Source organism: Pseudoalteromonas espejiana DSM 9414, assembly GCF_002221525.1.
GTDB lineage: Bacteria > Pseudomonadota > Gammaproteobacteria > Enterobacterales > Alteromonadaceae > Pseudoalteromonas > Pseudoalteromonas espejiana.
The window spans coordinates 3,154,552-3,174,107 of sequence record NZ_CP011028.1 but is presented as its reverse complement, the minus strand read 5'-3'; the positions used below and the strand labels follow the sequence as shown (position 1 = coordinate 3,174,107).

Annotated in this window: 18 protein-coding genes; 15 read left to right on the top strand and 3 right to left on the bottom strand. The window is 42.6% G+C overall.

What is annotated here, in order from left to right:
* The first annotated feature begins 16 nt into the window (after positions 1–16).
* The 15 genes from rsmH (at position 17) to lpxC (ending at position 17,278) form a co-directional block, all read left to right on the top strand.
* Positions 17–955, top strand: a complete 939-nt coding sequence (gene rsmH / locus PESP_RS14365) for a 16S rRNA (cytosine(1402)-N(4))-methyltransferase RsmH (protein ID WP_004589408.1) — start codon at positions 17–19, stop codon at positions 953–955.
* Positions 952–1,278 carry a cell division protein FtsL gene (gene ftsL, locus PESP_RS14360; protein ID WP_089348645.1) on the top strand — a complete coding sequence of 109 codons (327 nt, stop codon included), beginning with the start codon at positions 952–954 and terminating at the stop codon, positions 1,276–1,278. Before rsmH ends, ftsL begins: the two co-directional genes overlap by 4 nt.
* A complete protein-coding gene (locus tag PESP_RS14355) occupies positions 1,275–3,092 on the top strand; it encodes a penicillin-binding transpeptidase domain-containing protein (protein ID WP_089348644.1) in 1,818 nt (605 codons plus the stop codon). The genes ftsL and PESP_RS14355 overlap by 4 nt, the downstream gene beginning before the upstream one ends.
* Positions 3,085–4,563, top strand: a complete 1,479-nt coding sequence (murE, locus tag PESP_RS14350) for a UDP-N-acetylmuramoyl-L-alanyl-D-glutamate--2,6-diaminopimelate ligase (RefSeq protein ID WP_089348643.1) — start codon at positions 3,085–3,087, stop codon at positions 4,561–4,563. Before PESP_RS14355 ends, murE begins: the two co-directional genes overlap by 8 nt.
* Entirely contained in the window at positions 4,560–5,942 is a 1,383-nt protein-coding gene (locus tag PESP_RS14345) for a UDP-N-acetylmuramoyl-tripeptide--D-alanyl-D-alanine ligase (RefSeq protein ID WP_089348642.1), read from the top strand. Before murE ends, PESP_RS14345 begins: the two co-directional genes overlap by 4 nt.
* Positions 5,942–7,024 carry a phospho-N-acetylmuramoyl-pentapeptide-transferase gene (mraY, locus tag PESP_RS14340; protein WP_089348641.1) on the top strand — a complete coding sequence of 361 codons (1,083 nt, stop codon included), beginning with the start codon at positions 5,942–5,944 and terminating at the stop codon, positions 7,022–7,024. Before PESP_RS14345 ends, mraY begins: the two co-directional genes overlap by 1 nt.
* A complete protein-coding gene (murD, locus tag PESP_RS14335) occupies positions 7,025–8,359 on the top strand; it encodes a UDP-N-acetylmuramoyl-L-alanine--D-glutamate ligase (protein WP_089348640.1) in 1,335 nt (444 codons plus the stop codon). It abuts the gene before it with no gap.
* Positions 8,356–9,531: a cell division protein FtsW gene (gene ftsW / locus PESP_RS14330; RefSeq protein ID WP_089348639.1), complete on the top strand. Its 1,176-nt coding sequence runs from the start codon at positions 8,356–8,358 to the stop codon at positions 9,529–9,531. Before murD ends, ftsW begins: the two co-directional genes overlap by 4 nt.
* Positions 9,528–10,604 carry an undecaprenyldiphospho-muramoylpentapeptide beta-N-acetylglucosaminyltransferase gene (gene murG / locus PESP_RS14325; protein ID WP_089348638.1) on the top strand — a complete coding sequence of 359 codons (1,077 nt, stop codon included), beginning with the start codon at positions 9,528–9,530 and terminating at the stop codon, positions 10,602–10,604. The genes ftsW and murG overlap by 4 nt, the downstream gene beginning before the upstream one ends.
* 42 nt (positions 10,605–10,646) lie before the next feature.
* Positions 10,647–12,056 carry a UDP-N-acetylmuramate--L-alanine ligase gene (gene murC / locus PESP_RS14320; protein ID WP_371862715.1) on the top strand — a complete coding sequence of 470 codons (1,410 nt, stop codon included), beginning with the start codon at positions 10,647–10,649 and terminating at the stop codon, positions 12,054–12,056.
* Positions 12,053–12,973, top strand: a complete 921-nt coding sequence (locus PESP_RS14315) for a D-alanine--D-alanine ligase (RefSeq protein WP_089348636.1) — start codon at positions 12,053–12,055, stop codon at positions 12,971–12,973. The genes murC and PESP_RS14315 overlap by 4 nt, the downstream gene beginning before the upstream one ends.
* Before the next feature lies 1 nt (position 12,974).
* Entirely contained in the window at positions 12,975–13,760 is a 786-nt protein-coding gene (locus PESP_RS14310; RefSeq protein ID WP_089348635.1) for a cell division protein FtsQ/DivIB, read from the top strand.
* Positions 13,757–14,989, top strand: a complete 1,233-nt coding sequence (gene ftsA, locus PESP_RS14305) for a cell division protein FtsA (protein ID WP_089348634.1) — start codon at positions 13,757–13,759, stop codon at positions 14,987–14,989. Before PESP_RS14310 ends, ftsA begins: the two co-directional genes overlap by 4 nt.
* Positions 14,990–15,012: 23 nt before the next feature.
* Entirely contained in the window at positions 15,013–16,260 is a 1,248-nt protein-coding gene (gene ftsZ, locus PESP_RS14300; RefSeq protein ID WP_089348633.1) for a cell division protein FtsZ, read from the top strand.
* 106 nt (positions 16,261–16,366) lie between these two features.
* A complete protein-coding gene (lpxC, locus tag PESP_RS14295; RefSeq protein ID WP_089348632.1) occupies positions 16,367–17,278 on the top strand; it encodes a UDP-3-O-acyl-N-acetylglucosamine deacetylase in 912 nt (303 codons plus the stop codon).
* 81 nt (positions 17,279–17,359) lie between these two features.
* Here the strand turns inward: lpxC and yjjG are convergent, their stop codons facing one another.
* The 3 genes from yjjG to PESP_RS14280 form a co-directional block, all read right to left on the bottom strand.
* Entirely contained in the window at positions 17,360–18,034 is a 675-nt protein-coding gene (yjjG, locus tag PESP_RS14290) for a pyrimidine 5'-nucleotidase (protein ID WP_089348631.1), read from the bottom strand.
* Between the two features lie 18 nt (positions 18,035–18,052).
* Complete coding sequence (gene yjjX, locus PESP_RS14285; RefSeq protein WP_089348630.1) at positions 18,053–18,592, bottom strand: inosine/xanthosine triphosphatase; 540 nt, start codon at positions 18,590–18,592, stop codon at positions 18,053–18,055.
* A 62-nt stretch (positions 18,593–18,654) separates the two neighbouring features.
* The gene (locus tag PESP_RS14280) at positions 18,655–19,554 is read right to left on the bottom strand and encodes a phosphoribulokinase (RefSeq protein WP_089348629.1); all 900 of its coding nucleotides are present in this window, start codon (positions 19,552–19,554) and stop codon (positions 18,655–18,657) included.
* Positions 19,555–19,556: the final 2 nt, after the last annotated feature.

Genomic DNA, 19,556 nt, shown 5'->3' with positions numbered 1-19,556 from the left:
AGGCAAACAATAGCTAATGACTGCGCAATTTGAACACGTATCCGTATTAATGGACGAAACCATCGATGCTCTTGCAATTAAGCCAGACGGCATATACATGGATGGCACTTTTGGACGTGGCGGACACTCAGGTCAAATACTTGCTCGCTTAGGTGAGCAAGGTCGTTTGCAAGCCATTGACCAAGATCCTCAAGCAATTAAATCTGCCGAAAAGTTTGCAGATGACGCCCGCTTTGCCATTGCACACACCCGCTTTTCAAACTTATACGATGTAGCAGAGCAAAACGATCTATTAGGTAAAGTAGATGGTATTTTGCTTGATATTGGCGTGTCTTCACCACAACTTGATGACGCCGAACGTGGCTTTAGCTTTATGAAAGATGGCCCACTAGATATGCGTATGGACCCAACAAGCGGTCGAAGTGCAGCGCAGTGGCTTGCAGAAGCAGAGCTTGAAGATATTACCCATGTAATTAAAACCTACGGCGAAGAAAAGTTTGGTAAACGTATTGCTCACAAAGTATTAGAAGTACGCGAGCACACGCCAATTACTACAACAAAGCAACTTGCCGATTTAGTTGATGAAGCCGTACCAGTTAAAGATAAATTTAAACACCCTGCAACACGTACTTTCCAAGCAATCAGAATTTACATAAACAGTGAACTTGAAGAAATTCAAACTGCACTGCAAGCGGCTGTAAAGGTACTTAAACCAGGCGGGCGATTAGTGGTTATTTCGTTCCATTCATTGGAAGACAGAATCGTAAAACAATTTATTAGAAAACAGAGTAAGGGAGAGGCGATACCCAGAGGTCTGCCTTTAACGGACGCACAAATAAATAAAAATCTGACGTTAAAAGCAGTGGGTAAAGCTATTAAACCGAGCGCTGAAGAAATCGAACGTAATCCACGTTCTCGCAGCTCAGTACTTAGGATTGCACAGAGGTTGGGATGAGTAGTAAAGCGAACCATCGCCAACCCAATTTATTTTTAGAAATATTAAAAGGCCTAGGAGCTAACAAGCTAACCTCGGCCTTGTTGGTTGTGATATTCGCTTCTAGTTTGGCTGTTGTGCAGGTTACGCACTCTGCTAGAGAGCAACTTATTGAGCAAGATACGCTATTACAAGAGCGTGACGAGTTGGACTTAGAATGGCGTTATTTACTTGTAGAAGAAGAATTTTATTCGCAGCATGCGCGCATTGAAGAAGTCGCCACATCGCAGCTAAAAATGAAACGGCCTACCAGCCAGGATGAGCAGGTAATAATAATACAATGAGAAACAGAGGCAAAAAACCGGTCAATAACTTAATCACTTGGCGCTTTATGTTAGTGTGCACTGTAGTATTTTTGGTGTTTGTAACACTTGTATCGCGCGCTGCTTATTTGCAAGTTATTGAACCTGATAAAGCCCGTTCTGAAAGTGATAAACGCACCGTTCGGGTCGAAAAGCTACATGTACAACGTGGTATGATCTTCGATCGCCAAGGTAAAGAGCTTGCCGTAAGCGTGCCTGTAGTAAGTGTGTATGCCGATCCTAAAGCACTGCATAAGTCACTTGTTTCTAAAGTGATTAAACAAGCACGTAAAAGTGGTGAAGATCACAAAACCCTTGCAGAAAATGCGGTTGAGCTTGATAAGCGTACCTCCATGTATTACAAAAACGATCTGCGCTGGCGTGAGCTGGCAGATGTTTTACGCATAGATCCTAAAAAAATTAATTCGCGTTTATTAAACGACCCCTCTCGTCGTTTTGTGTATTTAAAACGCCAAGTAACTCCCGCAGTTGCGAACTACATTAGCCAACTACGCCTTCCTGGTATTCATTTATTAGACGAATCAAAACGTTATTACCCCGCAGGTGAGGTTACAGCGCATATTATTGGTTTTACCAACATAGATGGTAAAGGTATAGAAGGCATTGAAAAACTCTACGAAAATGCCCTAACCGGTGAAGAAGGCCGCCGTACGATACGAAAAGATGCCCAGGGGCGTGAAGTAGAAGTACTTGATGAGCGCGAGCGCGTAGAGCCTGAGAGTATTCAGCTAAGCATTGATCAACGTATTCAGGCAATTGCTTATAAAGCGGTTAAATCGGCTGTACTGACATATAAAGCGACGTCGGGGTCGGCCATGGTGGTTGACGTTAAAACCGGCGAAGTATTAGCTATGGTAAATAGCCCGTCATTTAACCCAAATAATTTAAATGATGCCCAACCTCACAAACGCCGTAATCGTGCAATTACAGATTTGTTTGAACCAGGCTCAACCGTTAAGCCACTAGCCATTTTAGCTGGGCTAGACTACGGCGCAATTAAAGCCGACGACACCATTGATACCTACCCAGGTTGGATGCGTTTAGGCGGCAGTTTAGTAAAAGATACCCGTAACCACGGTGAAATGACGCTACGTGAGATTTTAAAGTACTCATCAAACATGGGGGTTGCCAAAGTAACGCAGCAAGTACCAAAAGACTACTTAGTGGGCTTATACCAAAAGGTAGGTTTTGGTAGCGACACGGGTACTGGCATGGTGGGTGAAAGCAGTGGTTTATTTTATCCAAATAGACGCTGGTCTGATTTTGAAATTGCCACGCTATCGTTTGGTTATGCTATTTCGGTAAGCACAGCTCAAATGGCCCGCTTTTATACCATGTTAGGCGCTGGCGGTATTAATCGCCCGCTAACTATTTTAAAGCAAGATGGTGTACCAGAAGGCGAACGTGTTTTTAAACAAAAAGATGTTGAAGCCGTTGTACACATGATGGAAAGCGTATTTGAAAAAGACGGTACGGCCCGAAATATAAAAGTGGATGGCTACCGCGCTGCTGGTAAAACAGGTACTTCTAAAAAGGCCGTTGCCGGTGGTTATGGTGATGAATATGTTGGTTATTTTGCAGGTGTTGCACCAGCGAGTAATCCACGCTTGGCTGTGGTAGTGATGATAAATGAGCCAGGTGGCGATGTGTACTATGGAGGTGCCACCGCTGGCCCTGCATTTGCAGAAATCGTCTCTAACGCATTAAGAATATTAAACGTAGCGCCAGATAAAGAAGAAGTGGCATACGTAAAAGGTAAAGATAACGATGCGTGATTTAAAGGCTATTTTAAAGTACATCGATATTGAGGCGCCATCGCAGCTAGTTAAGCACTTGCGCCTTGATAGCCGTGATGTAACACCCGGTGATGTATTTGTTGCGATAAAAGGCCATGCCCTCGATGGTGGCCAGTTTATTACAAAAGCCATTGAAAACGGAGCAACAGCAATTATTGCCGACCGTTTATGCGAATTTGATGTTGAATTTGAACCTCTTTATTTGGTATCTGAGCTTGATAAAAAACTGCCCGAGTTAGCAAGTCGATTTTATGAAAACCCAAGCCATGTACTTGATTTAATTGGTGTAACAGGCACCAATGGTAAGTCTACTACAACAGCCATGATTGCTCATTTAGCGCAGTACTGCAGTACCGAGTCGGCTATTATTGGCACGCTTGGCTACGGACACCCGAATGATTTAACGCCTCTAATTAATACCACCCCATCAGCGGTCGATTTACAGCGTATAATTAGCGATTTAAAACAGCAAAATAAAAAGCTATTAGCGATGGAGGTTTCATCGCACGGGTTGGTGCAACAGCGTGTTGCTCAGTGCCAGTTTAAAGCAGCGGTGTTTACTAATTTATCGCGCGATCACCTTGATTACCATGGTGATATGGCAAGTTATGGCGATGCAAAATTGATGTTGTTTCGCGATTTTGAGCCGCAACTTGTGGTGCTAAACCAAGACGATGGGCAAGCAGAGCTGTGGCTAGAAAAATACAGCTTTAATAATTTAGTTTGCTATGGCCGTAAAAACTTAAGCCCAGAGAATGCCAAGTATGTGTACTTTTCTGACGTTGAATATTCTAATCATGGTATTTCGGCGCAATTAAGCACAAGTTGGGGTGATATTAGCTTATCATCGCCATTGTTTGGTGAATTTAATCTATATAACTTAACCGCAGCACTGGCTACCTTATTAGGATTAGGCTATCCGCTGGAGCAACTAGTTGCAGCATGTGCATATTTACAGCCCCTTGCAGGGCGTATGCAAGCATTTAGCGAACCAAACATGCCAACCTGTGTGGTTGATTATGCTCACACCCCTGATGCACTTTCACTAGCACTGCAAGCTTTGCAAAAACATGTGCCAGGTGGTGTTAGTTGTGTATTTGGCTGTGGTGGCGACAGAGATAAAGGTAAACGTGCTTTAATGGCGCAAGCTGCAGAGCAAAATGCAGATAAGGTAATTATTACCAGTGATAATCCTCGTTCAGAAAACCCAGATGCAATTATTGCTGATGTGGCGGCGGGTTTATCACACCCTGAAAAAGCCCATTTAGAGGCCGACAGAGCAAGCGCGATTAGTTATGCAATAAACAATGCAAGCGCTGGGGAAGTAATTTTAATTGCAGGTAAAGGCCACGAGGATTACCAAATTATTGGCGATCAACGTATCGACTTTTGCGATCGCAGTTATGTACAAGAACAACTAAAAAAAGCAGTAAGAGGGATAACTCAATGATCCCAATGGACTTTGATTGGCTGGCGAATGTGCTAGCAACAGATTATCAAGGTGATAATCAAACAGTGCTTAACATTAACACCGACACGCGAAGTATTTGTGACGGTGAAGTATTTTTAGCGCTTAAAGGGCCAAACTTTGATGGCCACAAGTTTATAACCGATGCAAAGCAAAAAGGCGCAATAGGCGTCATTGTTCAGCAAAAAGTAGATGTAGATATACCGCAGTTTGTTGTTAGCGATACCCGCATTGCATTAGGCGAAATAGGCGCGGCTGTAATGGCGCAAGTTAACCCTAAAACAATAGCGATAACAGGTAGCGTAGGCAAAACCACTGTAAAAGAAATGTGCGCAGCTATTTTGTCAGTACACGGTGATGTACTTGCTACAAAAGGTAATTTTAACAACGACATTGGCGTACCCCTTACGCTATTGCGTTTAGAACCGCAGCATCGTTTTGCGGTTATAGAGCTTGGCGCCAACCATTTAGGTGAAATTGCTTATACAACCGCAATGGCAAAACCTGATGTTGCAGTGGTATGTAATGTTGCCGCTGCCCACTTAGAAGGTTTTGGCAGTCTTATGGGAGTTGCCAAGGCAAAAGGCGAGATTTTTGATGGCCTAAAAGATGATGGCGTTGCCATTGTTAATTGCGACAGCGAATTTAGCCAATACTGGCTTGATAAGTTAAAAGGGCGCACTGTTAAGTGTTTTTCAAGTACTGAAAAACTCGATATTTGGGCTGAAAATATTAGCCTAGACGAAAACGCCCGTGCGAGCTTTTTACTGTGTACAAAAGATCAAAAAGTACCTGTAACACTTGCCCTGCCTGGTAAGCACAATGTAAGCAATGCCCTTATTGCCGCCGCTCTTACTAGTGAATTTGATGTATCGCTTGATGATATAGCCACAGCACTTGCCACTATGGGCGATGTTAAAGGGCGCGTAAATTTAATTAATGTGAGCGACTCTCTTACTGTTATAGATGATACCTACAACGCTAATGTTAAGTCGGTAAAAGCTGCAATTGATTTACTGAGTGACATTCAAGGCCATCGAATTTTGGCTCTGGGTGATATGGGAGAGCTTGGCGAAGATGCCAGAGCTTACCATCAAGAAGTGGGTGAATATGCCAAACAACAAGGTATAGATGAGCTATTTACACTCGGCGTATTAAGCAAATACGCAAGCGATGTATTTGATAAGCCAAACCGACATTTTTCCAATCGAGAAGAGATGCTAAAACAAATTCGAACAAGTATTACCAACATAAATAGCAAAACCACCATAGTGGTTAAAGGATCGCGCAGTTCTCGTATGGAATTATTAGTAACCGATTTAGTAAATGGCCAGCAACAAGCCATCAATGGAGTATCATAATGTTAGTTTGGCTGGCAGAGTATTTAACTCAATATTACAGTGGCTTTAATGTTTTTTCGTATTTAACGCTTCGTGCCATTTTAGGCATATTAACAGCGCTGATGATGTCGCTTTATTTTGGTCCTAAGTTAATACGCGCATTACAAAAAATGCAAATTGGCCAAGTTGTGCGCGACGATGGCCCGCAGTCGCATTTATCTAAAAAAGGCACGCCTACCATGGGTGGCTTACTTATTTTAGGGGCTATTTTTACTAGCACCTTATTGTGGGCTGACCTATCTAATAAATATGTGTGGGCAACTTTATTTGTAATTGGCTCATTAGGTTTAGTGGGCTTTATAGATGACTACCGTAAAGTAATACGTAAAGACCCTAAAGGGTTAATTGCTAAGTGGAAGTATTTTTGGCAATCGGTTATTGCCTTAGTGGTTGCTACCGCCTTGTATGCAACTAGCACACAAGCATCAGAAACCTCACTGGTTGTGCCATTTTTTAAAGATGTACTGCCGCAGTTAGGCCTGTTTTATATTGTAATTACTTACTTTGCATTAGTCGGTACATCAAACGCAGTAAACCTAACTGATGGTTTAGATGGCCTTGCAATTGTACCGACTATTTTAGTGGCGGCAGCGCTTGCCATAATTGCTTATTTAACCGGTAATATTAACTTTTCGGCTTACTTACATATTCCACATTTACCACTTGCTAGTGAGCTTGTAGTGGTGTGTACCGCTATTGTAGGCGCAGGGTTAGGCTTTTTATGGTTTAACACTTACCCAGCACAAGTATTTATGGGTGATGTAGGTTCGCTTGCATTGGGTGGTGCGCTGGGCATTATTGCTATTTTAGTTCGCCAAGAGTTACTGCTTATTATTATGGGTGGCGTGTTTGTAATGGAAGCGTTATCGGTAATATTACAAGTAGGCTCATACAAATTACGCGGACAACGCATTTTTAGAATGGCGCCGATTCATCATCATTACGAGCTAAAAGGTTGGCCAGAGCCACGTGTAATTGTGCGTTTTTGGATAATTTCAATTGTGCTAGTACTTGCTGGCCTTGCGACATTAAAGATTCGATAAATGCAGTATTTAAACGAGATAAAAAACAAACAAATAACAGTGCTCGGACTCGGTGTAACCGGTCTGGGCATTGTGCGTTTTTTATTATCTCACGGTTTAGCGCCAAAGGTGGTTGATAGCCGAAAAAGCCCACCTGGAATTGATTGGCTTAAAGAGCATGCGCCAAAGCTAAGTACTCACTTTGGTAACTTGGATGATGCAGTACTTTGTAACAGTGACATGATTATTATAAGTCCTGGGCTTAGCTTAAAAATACCCGCTATCGCAAAGGCGATTGAGTCAGGCGTTGAAGTTATTGGTGACGTTGAGCTATTTGCTCGCATTAATACTAAACCGGTCGTTGCTGTTACGGGTTCTAATGGAAAATCAACCGTTGTTACTCTTGCGTATGAGGTATTAAAAGCAGCAGGCTACAAAGTTGCGCTCGGCGGTAATATTGGTACTGCTGTACTTGATTTATTGAACGATGATTACGATGTGTTTGTACTAGAGCTTTCTAGTTTTCAACTCGATACCAGCTCAAGCTTAAAACCAATTAGCGCCACCGTATTAAATATATCTGAAGATCATTTAGATCGTTACGACAGTTACCAAGCTTATATCGATTCTAAATTAAGCATTTATAACAATGCTGAGCTGGTAGTAACAAATACTGATGATATTCAAACGACTCCTATTAGCCATTCATCAGCGCCACACGTCAGCTTTGGCAGTGAACAAGGCGACTATCACTTAGCTGAACACAATAATGAGCTGCACTTTATAGTTAAGGGCGAAGCATTTTTACCTGTTAGCACGCTTGCGGTTGTAGGTAAGCACAATTACTTAAATACATTGGCGGTAATGGCGTTATTAAACCCTTTTGATATTACTAAAGAGCAGTACACAACGGCGCTTTGCCAATTTAATGGTTTAGCGCATCGATGCCAGTTTGTAGATGAGCAAAACGGGGTTAAATACTTTAACGACTCAAAAGCTACCAATGTGGGCGCCACAATTGCAGCAATAGATAGTTTAGCTTCAGATCACGAAAACCTGATTGTAATAGCCGGTGGTGATGCTAAAGGCGCTGATTTAAGTGCATTAAAACCTTATATTAAAAGTCATGCAAAAGCGCTTGTTTGCTTTGGTAAAGATGCAAATAAACTTGCTGCGCTTAGCTGTAAGTCTCACTTAGTAAGTAATATGCAAGAAGCCGTGGCACTTGCAAAAGTGCTTAGCAAACGTGGCGACATTGTATTACTGGCGCCTGCATGTGCCAGCATTGATATGTATAACAATTACATGCAACGCGGCGATGATTTTGTATCGTGCGTTAAGGCTGCGCAATTATGATGGCATTTGCTGATATTAAAGAGGCGCTAACGCCTAAACCATCAGCACAGCTTTATGATGTGCCTTTGCTTTATTGCATGTTAATGCTCATTGGGGTGGGTTTTGTAATGGTGACCAGCGCCTCAATACCAACAGCCGAAAGGCTGTTTGATAACTCATACCATATTACCATTCGCCACAGCATGTTTTTAGCAATGGCATTTATTTTGTTTTGGATTGCCGCCAGTGTTCCTATGGATTGGTGGAAACGCTCAAACCCTTATTTGTTACTGCTTGGCATGGTACTGCTTATTGCGGTGTTAATAATAGGCCGAGAAGTTAACGGTGCTAAGCGTTGGATTCCCATTGGGCCTGTTGGTTTTCAGGTAGCCGAAGCCGCAAAATTATACTTTTTTAGTTACATAGCAGGCTACTTGGTAAGAAAGCGCGAAGAAGTACAAGAAAATATTAAAGGATTTGCCAAGCCCATTGCTGTATTTGCAGTGTATGCCTTGCTTATTTTACTACAGCCCGATTTAGGGACTGTGGTGGTTATGTTTGTAACAACAGTGGGGCTGTTATTTTTGGCCGGCGCAAAGTTATGGCAGTTTTTTGTACTTATTTTAACAGGCGTGGGGCTTGTTGTATTACTGATTATTGTAGAGCCATACAGAATGGCGCGAGTGGTGGGCTTTTTAGACCCATGGGAAGACCCCTTTGGTAAAGGGTATCAGTTAGTGCAGTCGCTTATGGCGTACAGCCAAGGCGGTTGGTTTGGGCAAGGGTTAGGTAACAGTGTGCAAAAGCTACAGTACTTGCCCGAGGCGCATAATGATTTTATTTTTGCCGTTATAGGTGAAGAGCTAGGCCTAATGGGTGTAGCAAGTATTTTATGTGTGTTGGCGGTATTTGTGTTTAGGGCACTTTTAATAGGTCAGCAAGCTTTAAAGTGTGGCAAAGAATACGAAGGCTATTTTGCGTTTGCTATTGGCATTTGGTTTGCGTTTCAAACCATGGTTAATGTAGGCGCCAGCGCGGGTTTATTACCGACTAAAGGGTTAACCTTGCCGTTTATTTCGTATGGTGGCTCAAGTTTATTAATAATGACGATTGCCACCGGCATTTTATTACGCATAGATTTTGAAACTAAAATGGCAACCAAACAAGCCACCTCACGCGGAGGTAAGCGATGAGTAAAAAATTAGTAGTTGTGGCCGGTGGTACAGGCGGGCATATATTCCCAGGTATTGCTGTAGCCGATTATTTAAAAAATAAAGGCTGGCAAGTGAGCTGGATAGGCACGCCAGACAGAATGGAAGCCGAGGTTGTGCCTAAGCACAACATTGAGATTGATTTTATTAATGTTAAAGGTGTACGTGGTAACGGATTAAAACGCCTTATTAAAGCACCATTCATGGTACTTAATGCAATATTGCAAGCGCGTAAGGTATTGAAATCTCAGCAACCAGATGTAGTGCTTGCTATGGGGGGCTATGTAACAGGGCCAACCGGCATTGCAGCTAAAAGCTTAGGTATTCCACTGGTTATTCATGAGCAAAATGCAGTAGCAGGAATGAGCAACAAGTGGTTGGCAAAATTTGCTAATAGAGTACTTGCTGCGTTTCCAAGTGCTTTTGCACCCGGGCAAGCTGAATTAGTTGGTAACCCGGTACGTGAAAGCGTTGCTAATGTAGTTAAGCGCGAAGTTTCAAGCCCGGTTAATATTTTAGTGGTTGGTGGCTCATTAGGGGCGCAAGTACTAAATCAAACCTTGCCTGAGGCGTTTAAACTATTGGCTAAAACAGCGCCTTTAAAAGTGTGGCATCAAACAGGTGAAGGCCATATAGCAAGCGTTGAAGCAGATTATAAAGCAACTGATATTGCAGATGAAAATTTAAAGGTTGCTGAATTTATAGATGATATGGATGCAGCCTATGAATGGGCTGATATTGTTATTTGCCGTGCTGGTGCGCTTACGGTTAGTGAAATTGCCGCTGCCGGTAAAATGGCTGTGTTTGTGCCGTTTCCGCATGCGGTGGACGATCATCAAACCGCTAACGCAAAGTATTTAGTGACCGCTAATGGCGCATTGTTAATGCCGCAACCGCAGTTTAATAAAGACTCAATTGTTGAGCTATTAAGCCCGTATTTAGCCAAACCTATATTAATTAAACAAATGGCCAGCAATGCTAAGCAGCAAGCCATTTTAGATGCCACAGCAAGCGTTGCTTCGCACTGTGAGCAAGTAACAAATAAGAGAAAATAAGTGAAAGATAAGTCAATACAAGAACAACAAACTCGACCAGCTATGCGTCGAATAGAAACCATTCATTTTATTGGTATTGGTGGCGCAGGTATGGGCGGTATTGCCGAAGTACTTGCGTTTGAAGGCTACCGAATTACGGGCTCAGATATTGCCCACAGTGCAATGACAGAGCGCCTTATTAAAGCTGGTGCAGAAGTATTTATAGGCCATCACGAAAATAACGTAAAAGATGCCAACGTAGTGGTGGTTTCAAGCGCAATTGATGAAACAAATCCTGAAATTATTGCAGCAAAAGCAGCGCGTATACCTGTTGTTCGCCGTGCAGAAATGCTTGCAGAGTTAATGCGTTTTCGCCACGGTATTGCCATTGCAGGTACCCACGGTAAAACCACAACAACGAGTTTAATTGCCAGTATTTATGGCCAAGCAGGGCTTGATCCTACTTTTATAATTGGTGGCTTATTAAATAGCGCAGGTAGTAACGCAAAAGTAGGTAAAAGCGACTTTTTAATTGCAGAGGCTGATGAAAGCGACGCATCGTTTTTACACTTACAGCCAATGGTGTCGGTGATCACAAACATAGAAGAAGATCACATGGACACTTACGGCGGCAGCCTTGAAAAAATGAAAGACACCTACGTCGATTTTATTCATAACCTACCGTTTTATGGCTTAGCGGTTGTGTGTATTGATTCGCAAGTTGCCAGTGAGCTTATTCCTCGTTTTGGTCGCCCAGTTATTACCTATGGCGAGTCAAAAGATGCCGATTACCGAATGAGTGATTTTAGCCAATCAGCTAATACTTGTACCTTTACAGTGACAAACAAGAATGGCGATAGCCTAACAGCTACGCTTAACATGCCGGGTAAGCACAATGCGCTTAATGCCACGGCAGCTATTGCCGTTGCAAAAGATCAAAACATTGCTAACCACGCCATTTTAGAGGCATTGCAAAAATTTGAAGGCATAGGGCGTCGTTTTCAGCACTACGGTGAATTTGAAAATGAACGCGGTAATGTGATGCTGGTGGATGACTACGGACATCACCCATCTGAAGTAGCAGCTACTATTGCTGCAGTGCGCGAAGGCTGGCCAGATAAGCGTTTAGTCATGGTTTATCAACCACACCGATTTACCCGCACACGCGACTTATACGAAGACTTTGTAAGAGTACTTGCCGATGTAGATCAGCTTTTGTTGCTTGATGTGTATAGCGCAGGTGAAGAGCCTATTGTAGGCGCAGATAGCAAGAGCTTATGCCGTAGCCTACGCCAACGAGGTAAAGAGCCACTTCATGTAGCTACCAGCGCAGAGCTTGCCGGTGTACTTGCTGATAACTTACAAAATAACGATTTAGTATTAACCCAAGGCGCTGGTAATATAGGGCAATTGGTTAAAACGTTAGCGGCAACAGGTATGTCGGTAGAAAAATTAAAGCAAGGTGAAGTATGACACAGGTAAACGCGCAATTTGGTAAAGTAGCAGTACTGCTAGGGGGTAACTCAGCAGAGCGCGAAGTGTCTTTACGTTCAGGACAAGCGGTGCTTAATGCACTGCAAAATGCAGGTGTTGATGCCATTGCATTCGATCCTCAAAATCGCTCACTTTGGGAATTAAAAGAGTTAAATATAGAGCGTGTTTTTATTGCTCTTCATGGCCGTGGCGGTGAAGATGGCACTGTGCAAGGTGCGCTCGAATTTATGAACCTACCTTACACAGGTAGCAACGTGCTGGGCTCTGCCCTTGCTATGGATAAAGTTCGCTGTAAGCACTTATTTAAATCTGCAGGATTAAGTACAGCACCTTATGCGGTTGTTGATGCTAAAAAAGGCTTTGATGCTAAAGCCATCATGGACGAATTTAAAAAAGTAATGGTAAAACCTTCTCACGAAGGCTCAAGCATTGGTATGGCGCAAGCAAGCACAGCACAAGAGCTAGAAGAAGCACTGGCTAACGCATTTAAATTTGATAACCAAGTATTAGTAGAGCAGTGGATAACCGGACGTGAATTTACCGTGACTGTGCTTGGCGACGAAGTACAGCCTGTTATTGAAATGACCACACCCAATGGCTTTTACGATTACCAAGCTAAGTATCAATCAAATACTACGCAGTATCATTGCCCAGCCGATTTATCGGCGCAAGATACACAGCACTTACAAGCAATGTCGCTTGATGCCTTTGATTTAGTTGGGGCAAGTGGCTGGGGAAGAGTAGATGCCATGCAAGATGAGCAAGGTAATTTTTACTTATTAGAAGTAAATACAGTACCGGGTATGACTGAAAAATCGCTAGTGCCTATGGCGGCAAAAGCAAATGGGGCAACATTTGAGCAATTAGTTGTTCGCATTTTAGAGCAAACGCTTTAATATGCATCCCCTTTTAGAAAAAGCTCAGCAGCTAAAACAGCAACTTAACTTTAATTGGTCGCTGATTTTTGGAGTGAGCTTTTTTCTGGTTGTGGTTGTGGGCTTAGTGCAAATAACCACAGGTGTGTCTGATTGGCTAGTAGAGAACAAAGACGCACAAATAAAGCACTTAACGGTGCTAGGACACCCAAAATACACTGAAGAAAAAGCCATAATTAAAGCAATAAAAAAGGCCGATTTAAGCAGTTTTTTTGAGTTAGATGTAAAACACGTACAGCAGCTAGTTAGAGAGTTACCTTGGGTTGCAACGGTCTCGGTACGAAAACAATGGCCCGATACCATTCAAGTGTATGTTGTAGAGCATGAAGCCGTAGCCCACTGGAATAGCGACTTACTGCTAAACCAAAGTGGCGATGCTTTTCAGGCCAGCAGCGATAAATTAGCCAATGATTTACCGCAATTATATGGTCCTGAAGGCAGCGAAAAAGAAGCATGGATTGCGTTTAAGCAATTTGACGAAATGCTAAAGGTAAACGCCTTAACATTAAAAAGCTTAGCGCTTTCGGAGCGTTTTTCGTGGCAGTTATGGTTAGACAATGGTGTGCGTTTAAATTTAGGACGCAAAGATAAAGCAAAGCGAGTACAGCGTTTTATTGATGTGTACCCGCGCATGGAAAAGCGTGCAGATGCACAAATAGATGCAATAGATTTACGCTATGATACCGGCCTTGCAGTTAGCTATAAGCCTGTGCAAGAACAGCAATTACAAAATAAGAGTAAGGCATGACTAAGTCAGCAGAAAGAAACCTAGTGATTGGATTAGACGTTGGTACCTCGAAAGTGGTTGCCACGGTAGGTGAAATCACCGCAGATAACAAGCTCAGCATTGTTGGTGTGGGCAGCCAAGTATCTCATGGTATGGATAAAGGCGGCGTTAACGATTTAAACTTAGTGTCTGAGTCGATTCGCCGAGCAATAGACGAAGCCGAACTAATGGCTGATTGTCGTATTAGCTCTGTGTACTTGGGGATTTCTGGTAAGCACATACAATGTCAAAACGAAAGTGGTGTGGTTGCAATTAATAATACCGAAGTAACCGACGAAGACATTGAAAATGTAATTCATATAGCGCGCTCAGTGCCGATTTCGGCGGAACGTAAAATGCTACATGCACTACCGCAAGAATACAGCATAGATATGCAAGAGGGGATTAAGAACCCGCTAGGTATGAGTGGTGTTCGTATGGAAGCGCGTGCACATATTATTACCTGTTCAAACGATATGGCTAAAAATATCGAAAAATGCGTTGAGCGTTGCGGCCTAGAAGTAGACCAGCTTATATTTACCGCGCTGGCATCGTGTTACTCAGTATTAACTGATGACGAAAAAGAGTTAGGAGTAGCGGTGCTTGATATTGGTGGTGGTACAATGGATATCACTATTTATATTAACGGTGCACTTCGCCACTCAGCGGTTATTCCGGTTGCAGGTAATCAAGTGACTGGGGATATTGCAAAAATATTTCGTACACCTATATCACATGCCGAGTCACTCAAAGTACAATATGCATGTGCAAGCAGCCAAATGGCAAGCAACGAAGACACCATTGAAGTGCCGAGTGTAGGCGGGCGACCAGCACGTTTAATGTCGCGCCATACTTTATCTGAAGTGGTAGAGCCTCGTTTTAGAGAATTATTTGAACTAGCGATGGAAGAAATTCGTCGCTCAGGTTTAGAAGACCAAATTGCGGCAGGCCTCGTTATTACAGGCGGGACTGCTAAAATGACTGGCGCAATGGAAGTGGCTGAAGACATTTTCCAAATGCCAGTAAGAATAGGCAAACCAATCGGGATAGTTGGTTTGACAGACTACGTAGACGATCCTTCGTACGCAACCGCTGTAGGTTTGTTACAATACGGGCGCACTATGCAATCGATGAATGCACAAAAGTCGAAAGCAGAGGATAATAATAATTGGTGGAACCGCATTACTAAATGGTTCCAAGGCGAGTTTTAAAGTACTCAAGTCGGAGAGTAAACATGTTTGATATGATGGAACAACACAGCGAAGAAGCTGTAATTAAGGTAATTGGCGTGGGCGGTGGCGGCGGTAACGCTGTTGAGCACATGGTAAAACAACAAATAGAAGGAGTGCGCTTTATAGCCGCAAATACGGATGCGCAAGCATTACGTAATTCCGCTGCCGATATTACCGTACAACTAGGCACGCAAATAACCTCTGGGTTAGGTGCGGGTGCAAATCCAGAAGTAGGCCGTGAGTCGGCTGAAGAAGACGCAGAAACTATCCGTGCAAGCCTTGAAGGTGCCGACATGGTATTTATTGCTGCCGGCATGGGGGGTGGTACAGGTACTGGTGCTGCACCAGTGGTTGCTAAAATTGCTAAAGAGCTGGGTATTTTAACAGTAGCAGTAGTAACGCGTCCTTTTGATTTTGAAGGTAAAAAGCGTGCTGCAGCGGCTGAACAAGGCATTAACGAATTGTCAGAAATTGTAGACTCACTTATTACAATTCCTAACAATAAATTGCTTAAAGTTTTAGGTAAAGGGACTACACTTCTAGATGCCTTCGCTAAAGCAAACGACGTTCTTTTTGGCGCCGTTCAAGGTATTGCTGAGCTGATCACACGTTCTGGTTTAATTAACGTGGATTTCGCCGATGTGCGTACAGTAATGTCTGCAATGGGTACTGCGATGATGGGCACAGCCTCTGCATCAGGCCCAGATCGTGCACAAGAAGCTGCAGAAGCAGCTATCTCAAGCCCACTACTAGAAGACGTTGATTTAACAGGTGCTAAAGGTATATTGGTTAACATCACCGCAGGTATGGATATTGCGATTGAAGAATTTGAAATTGTTGGTAACCACGTTAAGGCGCTAGCGTCTGAAAATGCAACGGTTGTTGTAGGTGCGGTTATTGACCCAGAAATGAGCGACGAGTTACGTGTAACGGTTGTTGCAACTGGTTTAGGTGGCGATCGTCGTCCACAGTTTGGCATTGTTGATAACGGCTTTAAAAAGGCATCAGGTTCTGATGTAGCAAGTTCATCAAACCAATCAAGCAGCATGTACGTACCAAGCTTTGCAAGCCAAGGCACTAGCACTGAAGAAACTGCGCCAAGCACGCAAGTAGAAAGCAAAGAACAAGCGCCTTCTACAAGCTCAAGCAATACGGCAAGTTCGTCAGCGCAAAACAGTAAAAAAGCAGATAAATCAGAAGGCGGAGATTATTTTGATATTCCGGCTTTTTTACGTAAGCAGGCTGATTAACATTTACTAATGCTTTTGTTTGAAATATGTACAAATATTGAAAGGCAAAAGGATTTATGTTAAACTCCGCCGTCTAACTGTAACTGATTTAAAAGTGAGCGAACCTATGATTAAACAGCGTACGATTGCACAAGTAGTCAAAGCCATAGGAATTGGACTTCATAAAGGTGAGAAGGTCACAATAACTCTCCGACCTGCGAGCGCAAATACCGGGATTGTATTTCGTCGTGTCGACCTTGATCCGGTTGTTGATTTTGAAACAACACCTGAAGCCGTTGGTGATACACAGTTGTGTACCTGTTTAATAAACAAAGATGGCGTTCGCTTATCAACTACTGAGCACTTAATTGCAGCAGTTGCTGCAATGGGTATTGATAATCTAATTGTTGAATTAGATAGCTCAGAAGTACCAATAATGGATGGTAGTGCATTACCATTCATTTACTTGTTACAAAAAGGCGGCATTGAAGAGCAAAATGTTGCTAAGCGATTTATTCGTATTAAAGAAAAAGTACGTATTGAAGAAGGTGATAAATGGGCCGAAGTAGAACCTTATGATGGTTTTCATATCGACTTTGAAATTGCCTTTGATCACCCGGCAATTAACGAAAGCCGCCAACGTGTTGGTTTAGACATCACGGCACAAAGCTTTACTGAAGAAATTAGCCGCGCACGTACATTTGGTTTTATGAAAGACATTGAATATATGCATGCAAATAACCTAGCTCTAGGTGGCAGCATGGATAGCGCAGTAGTGCTTGATGACTTTAAAGTACTTAACCCTAACGGTTTACGCTACAGCGATGAGTTTGTTAAGCATAAAATACTAGACTGTGTAGGTGACATGTTTATGACAGGTCATAACCTGTTAGGTAAAGTAACCGCGTTCAAATCGGGTCACGATTTAAACAATAAGTTACTTCGCAAAATTATGGCAACTGAGTCAGCATGGGAGTGGGCAACATTTGAAACGCCTGTTACGATGCCTGCACCCGGCCTTGAATTAGCGACTGCCTAATTTAGTATTTTTAAAATACACGCTCACAAACAGTTATAAAAAATGACGCTATTAGCGTCATTTTTTTTGCTTTTAATTTAGCTAAATTTTAAGAATGGACTGCAATTGATCTAAGGTAGCTATTGTGTAGGTAGGAGTTATGCCTTCAGGTAGGTGCTCACCAGGGTGTTGCAACCAACAAGTATCAATACCAACATTATTACCGCCAAGTATGTCGCTTGAGGCAGTATCACCAACCATTAAGATCTGGCTTTTATCAGGGTCACCCATAAGCTCAAATGTGTGCTCAAAAATAGCTTTGTTAGGTTTTGCTATGCCTACCAGCTCTGATATGACCAACCATTCAAACATATCTTTTAAACCAGTGTGTTCTAAGCGCACGGTCTGCAAGCGGGCAAACCCGTTAGTTATGATACCTAATTTAGCATGTGGCTTTAGTTTATTTAAAAGCTCTACGGCGCCGGGTAATGGCTCGCAAATTTGCGCCATAGCATCCAGAAATGCATCGTTTAATTCTTTTGCTGGTACATTTAATTTTGCAGCCCATTCATTAAAGCGAGTTACTTGTAAGTAATCGGCGCTAATTTTTCCATCTTGGTAATCTAACCACAGTTGCTTATTGGTTTTTTGATAATGCACATAATCTGCTTGGGTAAACTGTACATTGTACGTTTTAAACATGCGGGTCATACCCGCTAAAATATCAAATCTAAATAATGTTTCGTCAGCATCAAACAGTACATAACTGTATTTCATTAAACTTCCTAAATTAATTCATTTGTTATACAAAGCAGGGTGTAAAAAAGGCGCCATTGCTAAAGTAAGTGCTTGAGTATAAGTACTTTCACGGGTTGCATGGTTATTAGTAAGAAGCCCAATAGCGCCGCCTTTTTGTTTAATATTTTGAGTATTAAAGGCTTTATCCATTACATCGCCCAGTTCTTCACCGTTTAATAGCGCGTTATATAAAGCTTGAGGTAAAGGTAAGTTGCTACTGCGCCCTACAGCTTGCTCTGAGCCATTATCAATGACTACATAGGCAAAGGTTGCTGCACCGTAACTAAATTGCTCTGCACCGCCTTCCATTGCGCAGTAGTAGTCTGCATTGTAGGTTTTTTTGCAGTAGGCTACACGGTTTTGCGCACCCATGCGGGTTTGCTCTTCACCAATAGGTTGATCTGGCACATTTGAGGGTGCATCAACGCCTTGGCAATCAATTTCGTGATGTGCAAAGTACATCGCAAAAATATGTTTAGCAGCGTTAATTTTTACCGGGTTTTTAGAACCCACAATAATTTTTAATGAGTGCGACACGTTTTCCCTTACTGATGGCAAAACCAGCAGTGTACGTGAGTTGAGTTAATCATAAAAGAGGGCTAAATAGGTATATCCAGAGGTGCTAAGTTTTCTAAGGCACGCTTTTTAATAATAATATCTTTAATAAGTGGGGTAAGTACCAGCTCCATTGCTAAACCCATTTTACCACCGGGCACTACAAGGGTATTAATACGCGACATAAAGCTGCCTTCAATCATTTGTAAATAATACGGAAAATCAACATCATCAATTCCCCTAAAACGAATAACTACAAAGCTTTCATCGAGTGATGGAATATCTTTTGCGCTAAAAGGGTTTGATGTATCAACCGTTGGTACGCGTTGAAAGTTAATATGGGTGCGCGAGAATTGCGGCGTAATATGGTTAATGTAGTCATCCATACTGCGTACAATTGAATCCATTACTTTTTCACGAGAGTGGCCGCGGTCTTGTGTATCGCGGATCAGCTTTTGGATCCATTCAAGGTTAATAATCGGCACCATGCCAATGAGGAGATCTACATGTTTGGCAACATCATGATCTTGATCAACCACGCCACCATGCAAGCCTTCATAAAACATTAAATCGGTACTCGACTCAAGGTCTTGCCAAGGTGTAAAGGTGCCGGGTAGTTGGTTATACGGGACGGCTTCATCAAAAGTATGTAAGTAACGACGCAGCTTACCTTGCCCTGTTTCGCCATACGTACCAAATAGTGTTTCTAGTGCGCCAAAGTCGTTAGCTTCGCGGCCAAAGTAGCTTATATGTTTATTTTCTTGTTGGGCTTCGCGTATTTTTTTGTCCATTTCTGGGCGAGTGAAACGATGAAAGCTATCTCCTTCGATAAAAGCCGCATCAATGTTGAGGCTACGAAAAATATGTTTAATTGCATTGGTGGTGGTGGTAGTACCCGCACCCGATGAACCAGTGATTGCAATGATAGGATGTTTAGCTGACATGT